The organism is Pseudomonas oligotrophica, from assembly GCF_021726475.1.
Lineage (GTDB): Bacteria > Pseudomonadota > Gammaproteobacteria > Pseudomonadales > Pseudomonadaceae > Stutzerimonas > Stutzerimonas oligotrophica.
On record NZ_JAKJRU010000004.1, the window covers coordinates 96,810 to 117,106 of the forward strand.

Consider the following 20,297-nt stretch of genomic DNA (forward strand, 5'->3'; position numbering starts at 1 on the left):
TTGTTGTTGTAAGTGAGGCGGTCAGGCCACCGCGGCCCGGCGCTTCTTGATCAGCCCCATCAAGGGGGTATTGCTCAGCAGAATCAGCACCAGGCCGGTCGTCAGGATCAACGACAGCGGGTTGGTGAACAGCGAGGCAAGGAAGGCCAGCGGATCGTCGCCCACCGAGGACATGGCCTGGCGGTAGGAGGTATCCATCAGCGGGCCGAGGATGACGCCGAGGATGATCGGGCCCATCTGGAAGCCGAAGGTCTTGAGGAAGTAGCCGGCGATGCCGAAGCCGAGCATCCAGAACACCTCCATCATGCTGCTGTTGATCGAGTAGGTACCCACGGTGCAGAGCACCAGGATCAGCGGGATCAGCATGGCCTTGGGGATTTCCACCAGCTTGGCGAACAGCTTGATGCCCATCAGCCCGAACACCAGCAGGAAGATGTTGGCCAGCGCCAGGTTGCCGACGGTGAACCAGAAGATGTGCGGGTTCTCGACCATCAGCATCGGCCCGGGGTTGAGGCCGTGGATCACCAGCGCGCCGATGATCACCGCGGTCACCGCGTCGCCGGGCATGCCCAGGGTCAGCATCGGCACGTAGGCGCCGCCGACCGCCGAGCTGTTGGCGGTCTCCGGGGCCACCAGGCCTTCGTAGGCGCCTTCGCCGAACGGCCGGGTTGGCTTCTTCACCGAGCGCTTGGCATGGTCGTAGGCCATCAGCGCGGCGATGTCGCCGCCGACGCCCGGCAGCACGCCGATGATGGTGCCCATCAGCGAGGTGCGGATCGACAGCGGCAGGAACTTCATGACCATGGCGAACGACGGGATGATCTTGTCGACCTTCTGCTTCACCGGCGCGACGCCCATGTTGTGCAGCATGCCGAGCGCCTCGGCGACACCGAACAGGCCGATCATCACCACCACGTAGTGGATGCCGCCCATCAGGTTGATGTTGCCCAGGGTGAAGCGACCCTCGGCGGTCACCGGGTCCATGCCGACCATGCCGATGATCGCGCCCAGCGCGGCGGCGAAGATGCCCTTGGCCAGCGAGCCCTGGGCCAGGCTGCCGACCAGCAGCAGGCCGATGCCGGCGATCAGGAAGTAGTCGCGCGGGGCGAACTTCAGCGCCAGGTTGCCGATGATCGGCGCCGCGCTGGCCAGCACCAGCACGCCGATCAGGCCGCCGATCACCGACATCACGGTGGACAGGCCGATGGCGCGCCCGGCCTCGCCGCGCTTGGCCAGCGGGTAGCCGTCGAAGGCGGTGGCCACCGAGGAGGGCGCGCCGGGGATGTTCAGCAGGATGGCGCTGCGCGAGCCGCCGTAGACGCCGCCGATGTAGATGCCGACGATCAGCGCCAGGGCCTGGTTGACCTCCCAGCCAAAGGTGAAGGAGACCAGGATCGACACCGCCATGGTCACCGACAGGCCGGGGATCGCGCCGATGTAGATGCCGGCGAAGGTGCCCAGCGCGGTCAGGCCGAGCAGGCCCAGGTCGAACCAGGCCATGGTGAAGTAGGAAAGGGCTTCGCTCATGTCGGTGGCCTCAGGGCAGGTAGACGCTGAACACCAGGGTGAACAGCAGGTACACCAGCAGGATGGTCAGCACGGTCACGGCCGCGGCGATCAGCACGCCGCCCTTGCGCAGGTAGACCATGCTGGCGATCAGGAACAACGCCGTGCTGGGGTAGAAGCTCAGCCAGTTCATGCCCACCAGGTAGGCCACGGCGAGGCCGAGAAAGCCCAGCACCTGCGGCGGGAAGTGCTCGCGGCAGAACTGCCTGAGCGCCGCCAGGCCGGTGGCCTCGGCCGGTTGGCGGGCGATCGCCTCGATCACGAACCACAGCGCCGAGAGCAGCATGATCAGGCTCACGCCCAGCGGAAAGGCGCCGGCGGAGTTGATCGAGGAGAAGCCGGAAATCTGGTAGGCCAGGTAACCGATGACGAGGCTCAGGGCGAGCATCAGCACGGCGAAGGCCAGTTCGCCGACCAGTCGTCTCTGCTTGGGCATGGCGGCACGCTCCGTGGCCTGGGGCTCGGTTCGGGATGAGCGGGCGAAATCAGGGCTGGTGGTGGGGGCGCTATGCATGGCGGCCACCGTTGAGGTCGGATCGCTGGAGATCCCGGGGCTGGAGGCCCGGCTCGCATGCGATGTGGACGGGGACCGGAAGCGACCGGCACCCCGGTGCGGGGAGGAGAGCTCGTACATGCAAGGAACCTGTTGTTCGTGAATCTTGTAGTTGTTCGCACCGTAGGGGGTTCCACCTCGGCTTGGGCTCAATAGTGTGCCTGCCGAAGCGGGCGCGCAAATCGAGTTGGCCGATTATCGCCCAGAAACTAACCAGTTCGAACAATATTTTCACGCCGCCCTGTCGGCACCACCAAAGGCCCGGCAGGCGGTAGCGAACGTCGCTATTCGCTGCGGCCTGTGCCACCGGGTGCGCAGGCACGAGGTGGCATCGCGCGGCTCGCGCAAGGTGGCTGCCAGGCCCTAGAATCGCGCGGCCCACACAGAGGAGACAGACATGGCGGGAAGTCAGATCGAGCGAGCCATCGGAGTGCTCGAGTGCCTGGCCAGCCAGCCGGGCGGAATGGCCCTGCATGCGCTGGCCGACCAGTTGCGGATTCCGCGCAGCGCCACCCACCGGATGCTCGCCGAGCTGGCACGGCTGGGCTACGTCCGCCAGGACGCGCGCAGCGGCCACTACCTGCTGACCAGCCGGCTGGTGGCGATGGGCTTTCGCTACCTGGGCAACAGCGGGGTGGACATCGTCCAGCCGATCCTCGATCGCCTGGCCGAGCAGACCGGCGAACTGGTGCGCCTGGGCGTGATCGATGACGACCGCCTGACCTGGATCGCCAAGTCCCAGGGCGCGCGCAGCGGCCTGCGCTACGACCCGGACATGGGCCGCGAGGCGCCGCTGTTTCCCACCGCCAGCGGCCACGCCTGGCTGGCCAGCATGGCCGATGCCGAGGCGCTGCAGCGGGTGGCGCGGCAGGGGCCGGTACCGGCCGACATGCTCGGCCCGAATGCCCCGCGCGACGAACAGGCGCTGCTCGAGCGCCTGCGGCTGGCCCGCGAGCGCGGCTATGCCTGGGTGGTGGAAAGCTCGGCGATGGGCATGTCGGCGATGGCGGCGGTGGTGCGGCATCCGCTGGACGGGCGCCCGATCGGCGTGCTCAGTGTCGCCGGGCCCACGGCGCGACTCTCCGAGGCGCGCATGCACGAGCTGGCGCCCTGTCTGCTGGCCGCCAGCGAGGAGCTGTCCGACGCCAGCCAGGCTTCGGAACTGTTCGCCTGAGCTGGCATCCGCAGGGCGAGCCGGCCGGGGCGCGCGGCCATGCTATGGATGAAAGCGCTCGTTCCGGCGGACGCTCCTTGTTCGTTAATCGCACCCATTTTGATTCGAACGCTCGGGCCAGTCCCGAGCGCGGCTGGCGCCTGGCCTGGAAAAGCGGGATAGTCGACTGAAACTGGAATCACGTTCCAGCATCAGCATGAGGCATTCCCGATGCAGCAACCCCTTCGCATTGCCCTGATCGGTGCCGGTGTCATGGGCCGCCAGCACCAGCAGCATCTGGCGCAGCTGGCCGCGGCCGAGATCTGCGCCATCGCCGATCCCGGCCCGCAGGCGGCGGCCTACGCGGCCGGGCTCGGCGTGCCGCTGTTTGCCGATCACCGCACGCTGCTCGCCGAGGCGCGCCCGCAGGCGGCCATCGTCGCCAACCCCAACGCGCTGCACGTGAGCACGGCGCTGGCCTGCCTCGAGCAGGGCGTGCCGGTGTTGCTGGAGAAGCCGGCCGGCATCGGGCTGGACGAGGTCCGCAGGCTGGTCGAGGCGAGCGAGCGGCTCGGCGTGCCGGTGCTGGTCGGCCATCACCGGCGGCACAACCCGCTGATCGCCCGTGCCCGTGCGCTGATCGCCGGGGGTGCGCTGGGGCGGCTGACCACCGTGACCGCGCTCTGGCAGCTGCAGAAGCCAGCCAGCTACTTCGATGTGGCCTGGCGCCGCGAGCCGGGTGCCGGGATGCTGCTGACCAACCTGATCCACGACCTCGACCTGCTGCGTCACCTGTGCGGCGAGGTGCGCCAGGTGCAGGCGTTCAGCGACAACGGCGTGCGCGGCTTCGCCAACGAGGACAGCGTGGCGGTGCTGCTGCAGTTCGAGAACGGCGCCTTGGGCAGCCTGACCGCTTCCGACGCGGTGGCGGCGCCCTGGAGCTGGGAACTGGGCTCAGGCGAGAACCCGGTCTACCCGCGCCAGTTCGACCAGCCGTGCTACCTGCTCGCCGGCACCGAGGGCGCGCTGAGCCTGCCGCAGTTGCAGCACTGGCGCTACGCCCAGGCGGGCGCCGGCTGGCACCAACCGCTGCTGCGCTCGAGCGAGCCGCTGCCGGCCGGCGAGGCACTGCGCCTGCAGCTCGAACATTTCGTCCAGGTAGCGCGTGGCGAGGCCCCGCCGCTGGTGAGCGCCGCCGATGCCGGGTGCACCCTGGCGCTGGTCGAGGCGATCCGGCAGGCCGTCGACAGCGGCCGCGCGGTCGCGCCCCGGCCGCTCTGAACCCATGTCCAACCGATCGTCGAGTGAATCCATGAACGAACCTGTCCTCTCCCTGGCCGCCCTGACGGTCCTCGAGCTGTCTCCGCCGGAAATGGTCGAGGTCGCGGCGCGTGCCGGCTACAGCCACGTCGGCCTGCGCCTGGTCCCGGCGACCCCCGAGGAGCAGCACTTCCCGCTGGTGGCCGATGCCGGGCTGCGCCGCGCCACCCAGGCCCGGCTGCGCGACAGCGGCATCGGTGTGCTGGATGTGGAAATCCTGCGGCTGAAGCCCGAGACCCGGGTGGCCGGGTTCGAGGCCATCCTGACGGTCGGTGCCGAGCTGGGTGCCAGCGAGCTGCTGGTGGCGGGCAACGATCCCGACGAAGCCCGCCAGACCGACAACTTCGCCGCGCTCTGCGAGCTCGCGGCGCCTTACGGCCTGCACCCGCACCTGGAATTCATGCCCTGGACCGACGCCCGCGACCTGAGCCAGGCGCTGCGCATCGTCGAGGCGGCCGGCCAGCCCAACGGCGGCGTGCTGGTCGATGCCTTCCACTTCAACCGCTCGCGCTCGCGGCTGGCGGACCTGGCCGGTGTCGATCCGGCCCGGCTGCGCTACATGCAACTGTGCGACGTGGCCGGCCCGGTACCGCAGGACATGGACGAGATCCTGCGCCAGGCGCGCAACGAGCGGCGCTTTCCCGGCGATGGCGACTGCGACCTGCCCGGCCTGCTCAGGGCGATGCCCGCCGGCATCGCCCTGAGCCTGGAGATTCCCACGCGCCAGCTGCTGGAGCAGGGCGTCGGCGCGCTGGCGCGTGCGCGCCTGGCGCTGGACAAGACGCGCGCGCTGCTGGCCCGGCTGTGAGTTGCCGGTACCAGCGCTCAGCCTTGGCGTCATGCCGTACAGCCAGGCCAGGGTGACAAGTAGATTGTGGGATCAGGTGATAGTGGTGTTCAGCGGCGCCTGGGTCGGTCAACTCGATAGTTCGGTAATCGAACACTAAACGCACCGGTTAGTACATTTTGCTTTGCCTATTCGATAACCGCCCTAAATAATCCAGTTGAGATTGACGGGAGCCGGCTGCCGTCATATCGCGTCCCGCGACCCGTCCGGGTCGGTCGTTCGCCCCGCTTCAAGGAGCCCGTATGCATCGCTCGATCGCAACCGTTTCGCTCAGCGGAACCCTTCCGGAAAAGCTCGAGGCGGTGGCCGCCGCGGGTTTCGACGGTGTCGAGATCTTCGAGAACGACCTGCTGTACTACTCCGGCAGCCCGGCCGACATCCGCAGGATGTGCGCGGACCTGGGCATCGCCATCACCCTGTTCCAGCCGTTCCGCGATTTCGAGGGCTGCGTGCGTGAGCGTCTGCAGCGCAACCTCGACCGCGCCGAGCGCAAGTTCGACCTGATGCAGGAACTGGGCACCGACCTGGTGCTGGTGTGCAGCAATGTCGCCGCCGACAGCCTGGGCGACGAGGAAATCCTCGCCGACGACCTCGGCCTGCTGGCCGAGCGTGCCGGCAAGCGCGGCCTGCGGATAGGCTACGAGGCCCTGGCCTGGGGCCGCCATGTCAACACCTGGCAGCAGGTCTGGCGGTTGGTCCGGCAGGTCGACCACCCGGCGCTGGGGATGATCCTCGACAGCTTCCATACCCTCTCGCTCAAGGGCGATCCGGCGGCGATCGCCGAGGTGCCCGGCGACAAGATCTTCTTCGTGCAGATGGCCGATGCACCGCTGCTGGCCATGGACGTGCTGGAGTGGAGCCGGCACTTCCGCTGCTTCCCCGGCCAGGGCGAGTTCGACCTGCCGAATTTCCTCGCGCCGATCATCCGCAGCGGCTACAGCGGCCCGCTGTCGCTGGAAATCTTCAATGACGGCTTCCGCGCCGCACCGCCGCGGGCGAATGCCGCCGACGGGCTGCGCTCGCTACTCTACCTCGAGGAAAAGACCCGCAAGCTGCTGGAGGCCGACCCGCAGCCGCCGACCAACCTCGAGCAGCTGTTCGCGCCACCGCCGGCCAGCCGCTACGACGGCGTGGAGTTCCTCGAGTTCGCCGTGGACGAGCCCTGCGCCGCCAAGCTGCGCACCTGGCTGGAGCGCCTTGGCTTCGCCCGCGCCGGCGAGCACCGCTCGAAGAATGTCAGCCTGCTGCGCCAGGGCGAGATCAACATTGTGCTCAACGCCGAACCGTATTCCTTCGCCCACAACTTCTTCGAGGCCCACGGCCCCTCGCTGTGCGCCACCGCGTTGCGGGTGCGCGACGGTGCAAATGCGCTGGAGCGCGCCCGGGCGTTCAGGGGCCAGCCGTACCGCGGCCTGGTCGGCCCCAACGAGCGCGAGATCCCCGCGGTGCGCGCGCCGGACGGCAGCCTGATCTACCTGGTGCAGGAGGGCGGGGAGCCGATCTACCAGACCGACTTCAACCTCGCCCCGGCCGCCGAGCCAACCGGCAACCTCAAGCACATCGACCACATGGCCATGGCCCTGCCGGCCGACAGCCTGGACAGCTGGGTGCTGTTCTACAAGGCGCTGTTCGACTTCCGCGCCGACGACGAGGTGGTGCTGCCCGACCCCTACGGGCTGGTCAAGAGCCGCGCCATCCGCAGCCGCTGCGGCAGCATTCGCCTGCCGCTGAACGTCTCGGAGAACCGCAACACGGCGATCTCCCATGCGCTGTCCAGCTACCGTGGCTCGGGCGTGCACCACATCGCCTTTGCCTGCGACGACCTGTTCGCCGAGATCGCCCGCGCCAAGGATGCCGGCGTGCCGCTGCTGGAGATCCCGCTGAACTACTACGACGACCTGGCCGCGCGCTTCGACTTCGACCACGAGTTCCTCAGCGAGCTGGCCTACTACAACGTGCTCTACGACCGCGACGCGCAGGGCGGCGAGCTGTTCCACGTCTATACCGAGCCGTTCGAGGATCGCTTCTTCTTCGAGCTGCTGCAGCGCAAGAACGGCTACACGGGCTACGGCGCGGCGAACGTCGCGGTGCGCCTGGCGGCACTGGCCAAGGCACGGGGCGGCCGGGCATGAACGCCCGGCCGGCTAGGCGCCTGCAGGCGGGGTGGTCATAATGCACGCCTCCTTGATGAGCGATACTCCCGAGACCATGAACCAGGCAGTCGATCCCAGCGCCGCGACACCGCCCGCGGGCCGCAAGACGCGCAAGAACAATCCGGAGAAGACCCGCGCCGACATCCTCCAGGCGGCGGTCGCCGAGTTTGTCGAGCAGGGGCTGTATGGCGCGCGGGTCGACAGCATCGCCGAGCGCACCCGCACCTCGAAGCGGATGATCTACTACTACTTCGGCAACAAGGAGCAGCTCTACCTCAAGGTGCTGGAGACGCTCTACGGCGAGATCCGCAACACCGAGAGCGCGCTGCACCTGGCCGAGCTGGAACCGCGCGAGGCGATTCGCCGGCTGGTGGAGTTCACCTTCGATCACCACGATCGCAACCCCGGCTTCATCCGTATCGTCAGCGTCGAGAACATCCACAACGGCGAATACGTCAAGCAATCCCAGGCCATCCGCTCGATGAGCAACAACGTGCTGCGCCTGCTCGACGAGATCCTCCGCCGCGGCGAGGCCGAGGGTGTGTTCCGCCCGGGCCTGCTGGCGCTGGACGTGCACCTGCTGATCAGCTCGTTCTGCTTCTACCGCAACTCCAACCGCCACACCTTTGGCGAGATCTTCCAGATCGACCTGCACGATGAAGCGGTCAAGGCGCGCCACAAGGCGATGATCTGCGACTCGATTCTGCGCTACCTGCAGGCCTGAGCGCACGACGGCCCCCGCCTTTGGGGCCGCATGTGATCACATGTCGAGGAAATGGGCCTGCATGCGGGCGGCGTCGGCTTCGACGCCGGTGAACAGCTCGAAGGCCTTGACTGCCTGGAATACCGCCATGGTGCCGCCGTCGAGGGTCTTGCAGCCGAGCGCGCGGGCATGCCTGAGCAGCTCGGTTTCCAGCGGGAAGTAGATGATCTCGGCCACCCACAGCGCCGGGCGCAGCAGCGTCAGCGGCAGCGGCGTGCCGGGCAGCTTGTCCATGCCCACCGGGGTGGTGTTGACCAGGCCGTCGGTCTCGGCCATCGCCGCCGGCAGGTCGCGGCCGACTACCGCGCGGCCGGCGCCGAAGCTGGCGTTGAGGTTGTCCACCAGGCCCTGGGCACGCGCGGGCTCGACCTCGAAGATGCTCAGTTGCCCGACGCCCTCGGCGAGCAGCGCATGGGCCACCGCGGCACCGGCGCCGCCGGCGCCCATCTGCACCACGCGGCGCCGCGCGACACCCGGCAGGCCGCGACGCAGGCCTTCGGCGAAGCCCAGCGCGTCGGTGTTGTGGCCGACGCGCTTGCCATCCTTGAGCACCACGGTATTCACCGCACCGATGCCGCGCGCCTCGTCCGACAGCTCGTCGAGCAGCGGGATGATCGCCTGCTTGGCCGGGAAGGTGATGTTGAGTCCGGTGAAGCCCATGTGTTCGGCGGCGGTCAGCAGCTCGGGCAGGGCGCCAGTGTCCAGCTTGAGCTGGTCCAGGTCGATCAACCGGTACAGGTAGCGGATGCCCTGGGCATCGCCCTCGCGCTCGTGCAGCGCCGGCGTGCGCGAAAGCTGGATACCGGCGCCGATCAGCCCGGCCAGCACGGAGGCGGTCTTGTTATTGGTCATGGTGGATTCCTTTGAGCAACTGAGCGAAATGCTCGAGGCCCAGGCGATAGCCGTTGCTGCCCAGGCCGGCGATCACCCCGAGGGCGATCGGTGAAACGAAGGAGTGGTGACGGAAGGCCTCGCGCTTGTGCACGTTGGACAGGTGCACCTCGATCACCGGCAGCTCCACCGCGGCGAGCGCATCGCGGATCGCCACCGAGGTGTGCGTCCAGGCCGCCGGGTTGATCAGGATGCCGGCGCAGCGGCCGCGGGCCGCGTGGATGCGCTCGATCAGCTCGCCCTCGTGGTTGGTCTGGAAGAACTCCACCGCCAGGCCGTGCCGCTCGCCGGTGCGCCGGCACAGCTCGGCGATGTCGGCCAGCGTCTCGTGACCATAGGTGGCCGGCTCGCGGGTGCCGAGCAGGTTCAGGTTGGGGCCGTTGAGCACGAGGATCAGAGGGTGCACGCGTATTGTCCTGTAAGTAACTAACTGGTTAATACAGTAACAAAGCCGCGTCGACGAAACAGTGGCGGGAGCCGCCGGGCGCCAGGAAGTGGGCGATTACCGAACGAAGTGCAGCAGGTCAGTCCACCCGCCACCAGCCCGGCAGCAGGCGCCGGGTGCGCGGCTGGGCGAAGCGATCATCGATCAGGTGGATCACGCCTTCGTCCTCGGGGGTGCGGATCACCCGTCCCGCGGCCTGCACCACCTTCTGCAGGCCGGGATAGAAGTAGGCGTAGTCGTAGCCGGCGCCGAAGCGCGCCTGCATGCGTGCGCGCAACTCCTCGTTGACCGGGTTGACCTGAGGCAGGCCGAGGGTGGCGATGAAGGCGCCGATCAGCCGCGTGCCGGGCAGGTCGATGCCCTCGGCGAAGGCGCCGCCGAGCACGGCAAAGGCGATGCCCTGGCCATCCTCGCTGAAGCGGGCGAGAAAGGCCTCGCGCGCCGCCTCGTCCATCTGCCGGGTCTGCTGCCAGCAGGTGATGCCCGGGTGCTCGCGCTGGAACAGCTCGGCCACCTGTTGCAGGTAGTCGAAGCTGCTGAAGAAGGCCAGGTAGTTGCCGGGGCGCTCGAGGTACTGCCGCGCCAGGCGTTCGACGATCGGTGCGAGCGAGGCCTGGCGGTCGGCGAAGCGGGTCGAGACGTCCCGCGCCAGGCGTACCTGTAGCTGCTCGCTGCGAAACGGCGGCTCGACGTCGAGCCAGGCGTGGGCTTCGGGCAGACCGAGGGTGTCGCGGTAGAAATGCCGCGGGTTGAGCGTGGCGGAGAACAGCACGCTGTTGCGCGCCTGGGCAAAGCGCGGTGCGAGGAACGGCGCCGGAATCAGGTTGCGCAGGCACAGGCGTGACAGCCGGCGCCTGCCGCTGTCGAGCAGGCTGCAGTCGAGCAGCGAGTGATCGTCGAACAGCTCGGCCAAGCGGCAGAACTGCATGGCGGCGAAGTAGGCGTCGCGCAGCTCCGGCGAAAGCCCCTCGGACGTTTCGGCGAGCAGGTCGGTGACCTCGCCGACCAGTTGCTGCAGCAGGCCGATCAGCTTGAGCGGCAGCTGCGGCAGTACCGCGTAGGCCTGCCGCTGCTCGCGATGCAGCTCGCTCCAGGCGCGGTTCAGCTTGCGCAGCACCCTGGCCAGGGCGGCCGGCGCGGCCTTGGCCAGCCCGCTGAAGCGGCGCTGGTCCAGCTCGGCGCTGTACATGCCGCGGGCGCGCTCGAGCAGGTTGTGCGCCTCGTCCACCAGCACGCAGACACGCCAGTCGTTGGCCTGCGTCAGCCCGTGCAGCAGGGCGCCGAGATCGAAGTAGTAGTTGTAGTCGCCGACGATGACGTCGGCCCAGCGCGCCATTTCCTGGCCCAGGTAGTAGGGGCAGATGGCGTGCTCGAGGGCGATGGCGCGCAGCTCGGCCTGGCGTAGCGTGCCGTGCGCGGCAGCCGCGGCGCGGGCGGCGGGCAGGCGATCGTAGAAGCCGCGCGCCAGCGGGCAGGATTCGCCGTGGCAGGCCCTGTCCGGGTGCTCGCAGCTCTTGTCCCGGGCGACCAGCTCGAGCACGCGCAGCCCCGGTGCCTGGTCGCGCAGCCGCTCGAGGGCGTCCAGCGCCAGGCCGCGACCGGAGGTCTTGGCGGCGAGGAAGAACAGCTTGTCCAGCGCCTGGCCGGGCATGGCCTTGAGCGTCGGGAACAGCGTGCCGAGGGTCTTGCCGATGCCGGTCGGCGCCTGGGCCAGCAACAGCGTACCGGTGCAGGCGGACTTGTACACCGCCTCGGCGAGCGGGCGCTGGCCCTGGCGGAACGCGGCGAAGGGAAAGCGCAGGGCGAGCAGCTGCCGGTCGCGCGCCTGCCGATGGGCCAGTTCGCCTTCGGCCCAGGCGAGGAAGCACTCGCACTGGGCCTCGAAGAACAGCCGCAGTTGTTCGGCGCTCTGGTATTCGCCAAGCAGCGTTTCCTTCTGCGAGACGATGTCGAAGTAGACCAGTGCTACCTCCAGGCCCGCCAGCCCGCGCGCCTGGCACAGCAGCCAGCCATAGACCCGCGCCTGGGCCCAGTGCAGCTGGCGGTGGTTGGCCGGCTGCCGTGCCAGGTCGCCGCGGTAGGTCTTGATCTCCTCCAGGCGGTTGCGCGCCGGGTCGTAACCATCGGCGCGGCCGCGCACCTCGAGGCTGCGGTAGCGGCCCTGCAGCGGCACCTCGCGCTGGTACTCGGCAGCGCGGCGCGCGGCGACCCGCTGGTGTCCGGCGATGCCTTCCTGGGCGGTGGGCGAGGGTGTGAAGCGCAGGTCGAGATCGCCCTGCTTGGCGCTGAACTCGCACAGCGCGCGGACCGCGACGCGGTACTCCATCACCCGGCCCAGCGCACATGGCAGACGCTGATCGGCAGCCCGTGTTGCCCGGCGTACTCGATCCAGCGTTTCTGGTTGTCCTGCAGGCGGTCGCCGGGGCCCTTGACCTCGATCATCCGGTAGCGCCGCTCGGCGGGCCAGAACTGCACCAGGTCGGGCAACCCGGAGCGGTTGGTCCGCACGTCGCCGAGGATGCGCTGGAAGATCAGCTTGAGGTCGCGCGCCGGGATGCAGGCCAGCGCCTGTTCCAGCAGCTCCTCGGCGAGCAGGCCCCAGGCGACGAAGGCGCAGTGGATGCCGGCCTTGGCGCGGTAGGTCCGGCGGATCCACTCGCGGTAGTCGTCGCTGTCCAGGCGGGCCAGGCACTGCTGGAACAGCCCGGCGCGGCGCTGCTGGAAGTCCGGGCGGTCGAGGTCGGCCGGCGCCCAGTGGAAGGGGTGGAAGAACGCCCCGGGCAGCGGCGCGAACAGGGCGTCCCAGCAGAGCAGGCCGAACAGCGAGCCGAGCAGGGCATTCTCCACGTAGTGCACCGGGGCGTCGGCCAGGCCCAGGTGCTCGCACACCGCCTGCTCGACGCGCAGGCCACAGTACGGCAACTCGAGGTCGAGCCGCTCGACCGCGCCGTCGCGTGGGCGCGGTTGCGGTATGCCGCTCAGCCCGCGGCGCAGGCGCGGGACGATGCGCTGCAACTGCTGGGCCTCGTGTTCGCTTTCCGGCGCGGCGGCCGCCTGGTCGGCCAGCTCGAGCGCCGCCTGCAGCTGGCCGCAGCGCTCGAGCACGCGAATGGCGCGTTCGCGGGCGCCGGCGTAGCGGTTGCCGGCATGCACACGCAGGGCCTCGCCCAGTTCGCCGTCGCGTTCGAACTGCAGGCCGAGGCGCAGCAGCAGCTTGCCGCGCCGGCTCTCCAGCCAGGGGTTGGCGAACGCCTCGCGCGGGATGCAGGCCAGCACCTCGGCGGCTGCCGCACCGCCGTCGAAGGCGTCGCGGCAGCGTTGCAGCTGCAGGTAGGCGTCGATGTCCGCACGACAGGCGAAGGCCCGCGAGGCCGCGGAAAACTCCACCTGCTCGTAGCGATGGATGCCGAGGTCGGCGAGCACGAATTCCGACCAGTCCTGGCGCAGGTTGCCGAAGAACATCAGGCGCAGGCGCTCGCAGCAGTCACCGATGCGCAGCCCGAAGACCCGCTCGGCCAGCGCCGGGCACCAGTCGGCCAGCGGGCGCTCGCCGGTCAATCGGTCCGCCAGGCGCTCGAACAGCTCGGCCTTGCGCAGCCCGCTCAGGCCGCTCGGGGCGAACGCGCCGAGCAGTTCCGCCTTGTTCAGCAGGGCGAACAGCTGGGTGCCGCTCAGCAGCGGCGCGGTCTCGATCCAGCCCAGGGCCGCCAGTGGCTCGGCCGCGGCATGCGGGCAGCCGATCTCCTGGTAGGTGAGCTTGCTCGCGCGAAACAGTTCGCCCTTGCGCATGACCATGCGCACCAGCAGCGCGCGCGAGGCCTGCGGCAGGCTGCCGAAGGTTTCGATGAAGGTGCGTTCGGTCGCATCCAGCAGGTCGCCGTGGCGCCGGGACACCCAGTCGAGCACCTGCTGGAAGTTGTCGAGGTAGTAGAAGGGATTGGGCAGCGGGTCACGCATGAGGCCAGCGGCGGCGTGCGCCTGGACGGCTGAATGGGCTGGCTATTTATACAGGTCGCAGGCGCTTTGGCAATGCCGGAACGATCAGCGGAGCGGCATCCCGGCGCGGTGCACCGGGATGCTTCGGGCTCAGACGGTGCGCGAGAAGCGCCCGCGCTGCTCGCCGCCCAGGTAGGCGTCGAAGGCCATGGCGACGTTGCGCATCATCAGCTGGCCCTGGGGCAGCAGTTCCAGGGCCTGGTCGGTGATGCGCACCAGGCCGTCGGCGACGTGCTCGTCGAGCTTGGCCAGCGAATCGGCGAAGTACTCGGTGAAGCGGATGCCGTGGCGGGCCTCGATGGCGGCGAAGTCGATCCGCCCGTGGCACATCAGGGCGACGATCACGTCGCGGCGGATGCGGTCGTCCTCGCTCAGCTGGTAGCCGCGGTGCACCGGCAGCAGGCCTTCGTTCAGGCGTGCGTAGTACTGCGAGAGCTCCTTGACGTTCTGGCTGTAGCTATCGCCGACCTTGCCGATGGAGGAGATGCCGAGGCCGATCAGGTCGCAGTCGGCGTGGGTCGAATAGCCCTGGAAGTTGCGCTGCAGCGTGCCGTTGGCGCGCGCCAGCGCCAGCTCGTCGTCCGGCAGGGAGAAGTGGTCCATGCCGATGTAGACGTAGCCAGCGGCGGTCAGGCGCTGGATGGTCAGCTCCAGCAGCTCCAGCTTGCGCTCGGGCGGTGGCATGTCCTCGGGACGGATCAGCTTCTGCGCACGCACCAGGTCGGGCAGGTGCGCGTAGCTGTAGGCGGCGATGCGGTCGGGGCGCAGCGCGATGATCTTGCTCAGCGTGGTGTCGAAGCTCTCCACCGTCTGCAGCGGCAGGCCGTAGATCAGGTCGACGCTGACCGACTTGAACTTCGCCGCGCGCGCGGCTTCGACCAGCTCGCGGGTCTGTTCCTCGCTCTGGATGCGGTTGACCGCGGCCTGGACCCGCGCATCGAAGTCCTGCACGCCGAAGCTCAGGCGGTTGAAGCCCAGCTGGCGCAGCTCGTGGATCTGGGTGGCGCTGATGGTGCGCGGGTCGACCTCGAGGGAAAACTCGTGGTCATCGCTGTCGTCCATGTTGAACGCCTGGTGCAGCGTGGCCATCAGGTCGGCCAGTTGCTCGCTGCTCAGGTAGGTGGGCGTGCCGCCGCCCAGGTGCAGCTGGGTCAGCTTGCGCGAGCGATCGAACAGCGCCGCCTGCATGGCGATCTCGCGCTTGAGGTAGTCGAGGTACTCGGCCGCGCGTTCGGTCTTGTGGGTGATGATCTTGTTGCAGGCGCAGTAGTAGCACAGGCTCTTGCAGAACGGGATGTGGATGTACACCGATAGCGGCTTGGGCTGCGCGGCCTCGTTGCTGGCGCGCGCGGCGTTGCGGTAGTCGTCGGCGGCGAAGGCCTGGTGGAACTGCGGCGCGGTGGGGTAGGAGGTGTAGCGCGGGCCGGGGCGGTCGTACTTTTCAACCAGCGCGCGGTTGAATGTGGGTGTCTGGTCCATGGGAGCGGTTCACCTTCGAATGCTTTTCTTAAAGGCGGCGCGGTGCACGTAAGGCCGGCCGATCGTCTGTAGGCGCCGATTATCACCGATCCGGCGGCGCCGACCGACTGTTTCAGATCAAGAAGACCGGTGTTGGCGACCGCCTGCACGGCAGGCGGTCGCGTGGCCTGCGGCTCAGAGGCGGAACTGCCCGACCAGGCGGTTGAGCTCGGCGGCCAGTTGCACCAGCTCCTCGCTGATCTGCGAAGTCTGGGTGGCGTCGGCCGAGGTAGTGTCGGCGATCCGGCTGATGGTGGTGATGTTGCGGTTGATCTCCTCGGCCACCGCACTCTGCTGCTCGGCGGCGGTGGCGATCTGGGTGTTCATCTCGTTGATGGTGCCCACCTCGCCGGCGATGGCGCCCAGGCTCTGGGCGGCGCGGGCCACGCACTCGGAACCCGAGCGCGCGCGCGCCTGCGCCGCGACCATCGCCTGCACCGCGTTGCCGACGCCCTGCTGCAGCTGCTCGATCATGTGCTGGATTTCCTCGGTGGACTTCTGCGTCCGCGAGGCGAGGGTGCGGACCTCGTCGGCGACCACGGCGAAGCCGCGGCCCTGTTCGCCGGCGCGTGCCGCCTCGATGGCCGCGTTCAGCGCCAGCAGGTTGGTCTGCTCGGCGATGCCCTTGATCACGCCCACCACGTTGTCGATGCTGGCGCTGTCGGACTCCAGCTGGCGCACCACCTCGGCGGCCTTCTCGATGTCCTTGATCAGCGTGTCGATGCCGTCCAGCGCCTCGCCGGCGACCCGTACGCCCGCGCGCGACTCGTGGTCGGCGCCGTTGGAGGCGGTGGCGGTCTGGTTGGCATTGCGCGCCACTTCCTGCACGGTCGCGCTCATCTCGTTCATCGCCGAGGCCACCATGTCGGTCTCGCTGCGTTGCTCGATGACCGCGCCGAGGGTTTTCTCGGCTACATGCGAGACGCGGTCGGAGACGTCGGTCAGCTGGTGGGTGACGGTGGCTACCGCCTCGAGGCTGCCGCGGAACTTGCCGATCATGCGGTTGAAGGCCTGGCCCATGGCGCCGATCTCGTCGTGGGCACCGACCGCCACGCTGCGGCTGAGGTCCTCGTCGCGGGTCATGGCTTCCATGGTGTGGCGCATGGCGTTGATGCGGCTGATGATCACCCGGCGCACGGTGTAGATCATCACCGCCACGCCGGCCAGCAGCAGCACCAGCTGGATGCCGGCGAGGATCTGGATGTTGCGGTCGACGCGCTGGTCCAGGGCGTCCAGGTCGTAGGCGATGCGCACCGCGCCCATCACGCTGTTCTCCGGCACCTGGTGGCAACCCAGGCAGTTGGTGCCGCGATAGTCATGCTGCGCGACGATCGGGTTGATCACCGTCAGCACGCGGCGGCCGTCGGTCTGTTCGGTGACCTTGATGATCGCCTCGCCGGCCAGCGCGGCACGGTCCAGCGCATCGGCCGGGGCCTGGTAGGCGAAGCCCGGGCCGAAGGTCTTGGCCACCGGCTCGCCGCGGATGATCCGCGCATCCATCACGCCGGGACGCGCCAGCAGCTTGTTGCGCAGCACTTCGCGCTGGGCCATGGTGCCGGTCAGCATCATGGTGTTGATGCTGTCGAAGTAGGAGTCGGCGGCATCCTTGGTCTGCTGCTCGACCACCTGCAGCACCAGCTTCTTCTCGGCGTCGGCGGCAATCAGCAGCGAGGCCGACATGATCAGTACCAGCACCACCAGCAGCGCCAGGTTGATCTTGGTTTGGACGGACATTTGCCGGGAAGCGGAAGTACTGGTCATGGTTTTTCCTTGAATCCATTGCTGCGCATGCCACGTCTGGCCGCTGGACCTGTTCTCGTTGGCGACGGTGCCTGGCGCAGGAAGGCAAGCCTGGCCTGGTGGTCAGGGCATCGGCGCAATGTCCCTGATCTTTAGGCGGTTTTTTAAAAGGTTGGCGAAGGCGTTGATGGCCTGATGATATTATCGGCGCGCGCCGGCGGTCTGCCTGCGTGGCGGGAAATTCACGCGGAAAAACGTCGGGCTTGACCTGGGTCAGTCGCCTGGCATTCGGCACCGCCGCTGCCGTCATCGAACTGCCATCTAAGAGCCTCATTTTTTCCATGCGCACGGTGCCCGGGCATTTACAGCCGGCCGGCCGGGACGTAGCTTTGCCTGCGCCGCCGCGCCAGCTGCCACGGGCCTTTGCGCCTGGCGCACCGGGGATCGACCCCAGTAAGGGAAAATCGCGAACCGGTACGTGATTCGATGGTCGTAGCCTCAGCGTCGGTTGCTCCCGCGGGCTTCCGAGGTGCTGCTTCTATGGGCAGTGCACCAACTGGAACCTCTCTATCAAAGGACTCCCATGATCAAGAAATGCCTTTTCCCCGCTGCCGGTTACGGTACGCGCTTCCTTCCCGCGACCAAGGCCATGCCCAAGGAAATGCTGCCGGTGGTCAACAAGCCGCTGATCCAGTACGGCGTCGAAGAAGCCCTGGCTGCCGGGCTCAAGGAGATCGCCATGGTCACCGGCCGCGGCAAGCGCTCGCTGGAGGATCACTTCGACATCAGCTATGAGCTCGAACACCAGATCCGCAACACCGACAAGGAAAAGTACCTGGTCGGCATCCGCAAGCTGATCGACGAATGCACCTTCTCCTACACCCGCCAGATCGAGATGAAGGGCCTGGGCCACGCGATCCTCAGCGGCCGCCCGCTGATCGGCGACCAGCCGTTTGCCGTGGTCCTGGCCGACGACCTGTGCATCAACCTCGGCGGCGACCCGGTGCTGGCGCAGATGGTCAAGCTGTACAACCAGTTCCGCTGCTCGATCGTGGCGATCCAGGAAGTGCCGCCGGAAGAAACCAGCAAGTACGGCGTGATCGCCGGCGAGATGATCCGCGACGACATCTTCCGCGTCAGCCACATGGTGGAGAAGCCCAAGCCCGAGGACGCGCCGTCGAACCTGGCGATCATCGGCCGCTACATCCTGACCCCCGACATCTTCGACCTGATCGAACAGACCGAGCCGGGCAAGGGTGGCGAGATCCAGATCACCGACGCCCTGATGAAGCAGGCGCAGGACGGTTGCGTGCTGGCCTACAAGTTCAAGGGCCAGCGCTTCGACTGCGGTAGCGCCGAGGGTTACATCGAGGCGACCAACTTCTGCTACGAGAACTTCTACCAGACCGGTAAGTTCTGATCGCCGCGGCGATTTCTTGATCGATAAGGGGCTGCCTGCGGGCGGCCCTTTTCGTTTGGCTCAGGGCAGCGGCAGCTCCTCGGCGCCCGGACCCAGCGGCTGGCCATAGCTGAACTCGACGTAGTTGCCGGCCGGGTCGCGCACGCCGCAGTAGTAGCCGACCGGGTAGGGCTCGTCGCGTGGCTCCCAGATCAGGCAGCCGGCCTCGCGCGCCTGGTCGGCCAGGGCATCGACCGCCGCGCGGCTGGGCAGGGCGAAGCCGAAGTGGCTGTAGTCGTTGGCGGCCAACTGGCGATCGACCCCGCCGGGCATGATGACGAAGATGAACTCGCGCTCGCGGCCGGGCTCGGCCATCCAGACGATGCGCGAACCCTTGCCGGCGCGCTCGTGGAACACGTGCATGCCGCAGAAGCGCTGGTAGAACGCGATGCAGGCGTCCAGGTCGGGTACATGCAGGGCCAGGTGGGTGAGGGTGGGGCGCATGCGGCAGTCCTCCGCGGTGTCCTGGGGTATGCTGGCGATTCTGACAGGAGACAACGACACATGGCTTACGACTTCGATCTATTCGTCATCGGCGCCGGTTCCGGTGGCGTTCGCGCCGCCCGTTTCGCGGCGGGTTTCGGTGCCCGGGTGGCCGTGGCCGAGAGCCGCTACCTGGGCGGCACCTGCGTCAACGTCGGCTGCGTGCCGAAGAAGCTGCTGGTGTTCGGCGCACACTACGCCGAGGACATCGGCCAGGCGCAGGGTTATGGCTGGACCATCGACGGCGCGACTTTCGACTGGGCGACGCTGATCGCCAACAAGGAGCGCGAGATCCAGCGGCTCAACGGCATCTACCGCAACCTGCTGGTCGACAGCGGCGTCAGCCTGTTCGAAGCCCATGCCCGGGTGGTCGACGCCCACACCGTCGAGGTCGCCGGCCAGCGCTACAGCGCCGAGCACATCCTGGTGGCCACCGGCGGCTGGCCCTTCGTGCCGGACATCCCCGGGCGCGAGCATGCGATCACCTCCAATGAAGCCTTCTATCTCGAGCGCCTGCCGCGCCGCGTGCTGGTGGTCGGCGGGGGCTACATCGCCGTGGAATTCGCCTCGATCTTCCACGGCTGCGGTGCCGACACCAAGCTGCTCTACCGCGGCGAGCTGTTCCTGCGCGGCTTCGACGGCTCGCTGCGCGACCACATCAAGGACGAGCTGATCAAGAAAGACCTGGACCTGCAGTTCAAGGCCGACATCGCGCGCATCGACAAACAGGCCGACGGCAGCCTGCTGGCGACCCTGGAGGACGGTCGCAGCCTGGAGGCCGACTGCATCTTCTACGCCACCGGGCGCCGGCCGATGCTCGACAACCTGGGCCTCGACGCGCTGGGGGTGAAGCTGGACGAACGCGGCTTCATCGCCGTCGACGACGAGTACCGCACCTCGGTGCCCTCGATCCTGGCCATCGGCGATGTGATCGGCCGGGTACAACTGACGCCGGTGGCGCTGGCCGAGGGCATGGCCGTGGCGCGGCGACTGTTCAGGCCGGAGGAGTATCGCAAGGTCGACTACGAGCTGATCCCGACCGCGGTGTTCAGCCTGCCGAACATGGCCACGGTGGGGCTCACCGAGGAACAGGCCCGCGAGCGCGGCCACCGGGTGCGGGTCTACGAGAGCCGCTTCCGGCCGATGAAGCTGACCATGACCCAGAGCCTGGAGCGCAGCCTGATGAAGCTGGTGGTGGATGCCGAGACCGACCGCGTGCTCGGTTGCCACATGGCCGGCCCGGACGCCGGCGAGATCATGCAGGGCCTGGCCGTGGCGCTGAAGGCGGGGGCGACCAAGCAGGTGTTCGACGAAACCCTGGGCATCCATCCGACGGCGGCCGAGGAATTCGTCACCATGCGCACGCCAGCGTCGATCTGAAGCCAAGGGCCACCGCGACGGTGGCCCGCC

General features: G+C 68.2%; 16 protein-coding genes and 1 pseudogene. 7 read left to right on the forward strand and 10 right to left on the reverse strand.

Features of this window, described 5'->3' with window-relative positions:
- Positions 1–21 precede the first annotated feature (21 nt).
- Positions 22–1,527, reverse strand: a complete 1,506-nt coding sequence (locus L3N39_RS09890; RefSeq protein WP_237257164.1) for a tripartite tricarboxylate transporter permease — start codon at positions 1,525–1,527, stop codon at positions 22–24.
- 10 nt (positions 1,528–1,537) lie between these two features.
- The gene (locus L3N39_RS09895) at positions 1,538–2,002 is read right to left on the reverse strand and encodes a tripartite tricarboxylate transporter TctB family protein (RefSeq protein WP_237257165.1); all 465 of its coding nucleotides are present in this window, start codon (positions 2,000–2,002) and stop codon (positions 1,538–1,540) included.
- 514 nt (positions 2,003–2,516) lie between these two features.
- Here L3N39_RS09895 and L3N39_RS09900 point away from each other — a divergent pair.
- The 5 genes from L3N39_RS09900 to L3N39_RS09920 all read left to right on the forward strand — a co-directional run bounded on the left by L3N39_RS09900 (position 2,517) and on the right by L3N39_RS09920 (position 8,316).
- On the forward strand, positions 2,517–3,293 hold the full coding sequence (locus L3N39_RS09900) for an IclR family transcriptional regulator (RefSeq protein WP_237257166.1): 777 nt from the start codon (positions 2,517–2,519) through the stop codon (positions 3,291–3,293).
- 210 nt (positions 3,294–3,503) lie between these two features.
- Complete coding sequence (locus L3N39_RS09905; RefSeq protein ID WP_237257167.1) at positions 3,504–4,553, forward strand: Gfo/Idh/MocA family protein; 1,050 nt, start codon at positions 3,504–3,506, stop codon at positions 4,551–4,553.
- Positions 4,554–4,584: 31 nt separating this feature from the next.
- On the forward strand, positions 4,585–5,400 hold the full coding sequence (locus tag L3N39_RS09910) for a sugar phosphate isomerase/epimerase family protein (RefSeq protein WP_237257168.1): 816 nt from the start codon (positions 4,585–4,587) through the stop codon (positions 5,398–5,400).
- 281 nt (positions 5,401–5,681) lie between these two features.
- Positions 5,682–7,571: a 3-dehydroshikimate dehydratase QuiC gene (quiC, locus tag L3N39_RS09915; RefSeq protein ID WP_237257169.1), complete on the forward strand. Its 1,890-nt coding sequence runs from the start codon at positions 5,682–5,684 to the stop codon at positions 7,569–7,571.
- A gap of 76 nt (positions 7,572–7,647) precedes the next feature.
- Positions 7,648–8,316, forward strand: a complete 669-nt coding sequence (locus L3N39_RS09920) for a TetR/AcrR family transcriptional regulator (protein WP_237257417.1) — start codon at positions 7,648–7,650, stop codon at positions 8,314–8,316.
- A gap of 36 nt (positions 8,317–8,352) precedes the next feature.
- On the opposite strand, the gene L3N39_RS09925 is transcribed toward L3N39_RS09920, so the two are convergent.
- The 7 genes and pseudogenes from L3N39_RS09925 to L3N39_RS19005 all read right to left on the reverse strand — a co-directional run.
- Positions 8,353–9,207 (reverse strand): shikimate dehydrogenase, encoded by an 855-nt coding sequence (locus L3N39_RS09925; protein WP_237257170.1) that lies wholly within the window; start codon positions 9,205–9,207, stop codon positions 8,353–8,355.
- Positions 9,197–9,652 (reverse strand): type II 3-dehydroquinate dehydratase, encoded by a 456-nt coding sequence (gene aroQ, locus L3N39_RS09930; RefSeq protein ID WP_237257171.1) that lies wholly within the window; start codon positions 9,650–9,652, stop codon positions 9,197–9,199. The genes L3N39_RS09925 and aroQ overlap by 11 nt, the downstream gene beginning before the upstream one ends.
- Positions 9,653–9,770: 118 nt before the next feature.
- Positions 9,771–12,017: an ATP-dependent DNA helicase gene (locus tag L3N39_RS09935; RefSeq protein ID WP_237257172.1), complete on the reverse strand. Its 2,247-nt coding sequence runs from the start codon at positions 12,015–12,017 to the stop codon at positions 9,771–9,773.
- The gene (locus L3N39_RS09940) at positions 12,017–13,648 is read right to left on the reverse strand and encodes a VRR-NUC domain-containing protein (RefSeq protein ID WP_237257173.1); all 1,632 of its coding nucleotides are present in this window, start codon (positions 13,646–13,648) and stop codon (positions 12,017–12,019) included. Before L3N39_RS09940 ends, L3N39_RS09935 begins: the two co-directional genes overlap by 1 nt.
- Positions 13,649–13,777: 129 nt before the next feature.
- Positions 13,778–15,166, reverse strand: a complete 1,389-nt coding sequence (gene hemN / locus L3N39_RS09945; protein WP_237257174.1) for an oxygen-independent coproporphyrinogen III oxidase — start codon at positions 15,164–15,166, stop codon at positions 13,778–13,780.
- 174 nt (positions 15,167–15,340) lie between these two features.
- Positions 15,341–16,225 carry a methyl-accepting chemotaxis protein gene (locus L3N39_RS19000; protein ID WP_431978022.1) on the reverse strand — a complete coding sequence of 295 codons (885 nt, stop codon included), beginning with the start codon at positions 16,223–16,225 and terminating at the stop codon, positions 15,341–15,343.
- Positions 16,205–16,966, reverse strand: a pseudogene (locus tag L3N39_RS19005) (HAMP domain-containing protein); the annotation flags it as partial. The gene L3N39_RS19000 and the pseudogene L3N39_RS19005, both read right to left, overlap by 21 nt.
- Positions 16,967–17,528: 562 nt before the next feature.
- Here L3N39_RS19005 and galU point away from each other — a divergent pair.
- Entirely contained in the window at positions 17,529–18,365 is an 837-nt protein-coding gene (gene galU / locus L3N39_RS09955) for a UTP--glucose-1-phosphate uridylyltransferase GalU (RefSeq protein ID WP_041105686.1), read from the forward strand.
- 60 nt (positions 18,366–18,425) lie between these two features.
- Here the strand turns inward: galU and L3N39_RS09960 are convergent, their stop codons facing one another.
- Entirely contained in the window at positions 18,426–18,848 is a 423-nt protein-coding gene (locus tag L3N39_RS09960) for a VOC family protein (protein WP_237257176.1), read from the reverse strand.
- A gap of 60 nt (positions 18,849–18,908) precedes the next feature.
- Here L3N39_RS09960 and gorA point away from each other — a divergent pair, with 60 nt between their 5' ends.
- Entirely contained in the window at positions 18,909–20,267 is a 1,359-nt protein-coding gene (gene gorA / locus L3N39_RS09965) for a glutathione-disulfide reductase (RefSeq protein ID WP_237257177.1), read from the forward strand.
- Positions 20,268–20,297 lie beyond the last annotated feature (30 nt).

Coding starts and splice junctions, on each gene's coding strand:
- L3N39_RS09920 (WP_237257417.1), top strand. CDS start 7,648: ATGAACCAGGCAGTCGATCCCAGCGCCGCGACACCGCCCGCGGGCCGC.
- L3N39_RS09960 (WP_237257176.1), bottom strand. CDS start 18,848: ATGCGCCCCACCCTCACCCACCTGGCCCTGCATGTACCCGACCTGGAC.
- L3N39_RS09895 (WP_237257165.1), bottom strand. CDS start 2,002: ATGCCCAAGCAGAGACGACTGGTCGGCGAACTGGCCTTCGCCGTGCTG.
- hemN (WP_237257174.1), bottom strand. CDS start 15,166: ATGGACCAGACACCCACATTCAACCGCGCGCTGGTTGAAAAGTACGAC.
- L3N39_RS09940 (WP_237257173.1), bottom strand. CDS start 13,648: ATGCGTGACCCGCTGCCCAATCCCTTCTACTACCTCGACAACTTCCAG.
- gorA (WP_237257177.1), top strand. CDS start 18,909: ATGGCTTACGACTTCGATCTATTCGTCATCGGCGCCGGTTCCGGTGGC.
- L3N39_RS09925 (WP_237257170.1), bottom strand. CDS start 9,207: ATGACCAATAACAAGACCGCCTCCGTGCTGGCCGGGCTGATCGGCGCC.
- L3N39_RS09905 (WP_237257167.1), top strand. CDS start 3,504: ATGCAGCAACCCCTTCGCATTGCCCTGATCGGTGCCGGTGTCATGGGC.
- L3N39_RS09910 (WP_237257168.1), top strand. CDS start 4,585: ATGAACGAACCTGTCCTCTCCCTGGCCGCCCTGACGGTCCTCGAGCTG.
- L3N39_RS09935 (WP_237257172.1), bottom strand. CDS start 12,017: ATGGAGTACCGCGTCGCGGTCCGCGCGCTGTGCGAGTTCAGCGCCAAG.
- L3N39_RS19000 (WP_431978022.1), bottom strand. CDS start 16,225: ATGGGCCAGGCCTTCAACCGCATGATCGGCAAGTTCCGCGGCAGCCTC.
- L3N39_RS09900 (WP_237257166.1), top strand. CDS start 2,517: ATGGCGGGAAGTCAGATCGAGCGAGCCATCGGAGTGCTCGAGTGCCTG.
- L3N39_RS09890 (WP_237257164.1), bottom strand. CDS start 1,527: ATGAGCGAAGCCCTTTCCTACTTCACCATGGCCTGGTTCGACCTGGGC.
- quiC (WP_237257169.1), top strand. CDS start 5,682: ATGCATCGCTCGATCGCAACCGTTTCGCTCAGCGGAACCCTTCCGGAA.
- galU (WP_041105686.1), top strand. CDS start 17,529: ATGATCAAGAAATGCCTTTTCCCCGCTGCCGGTTACGGTACGCGCTTC.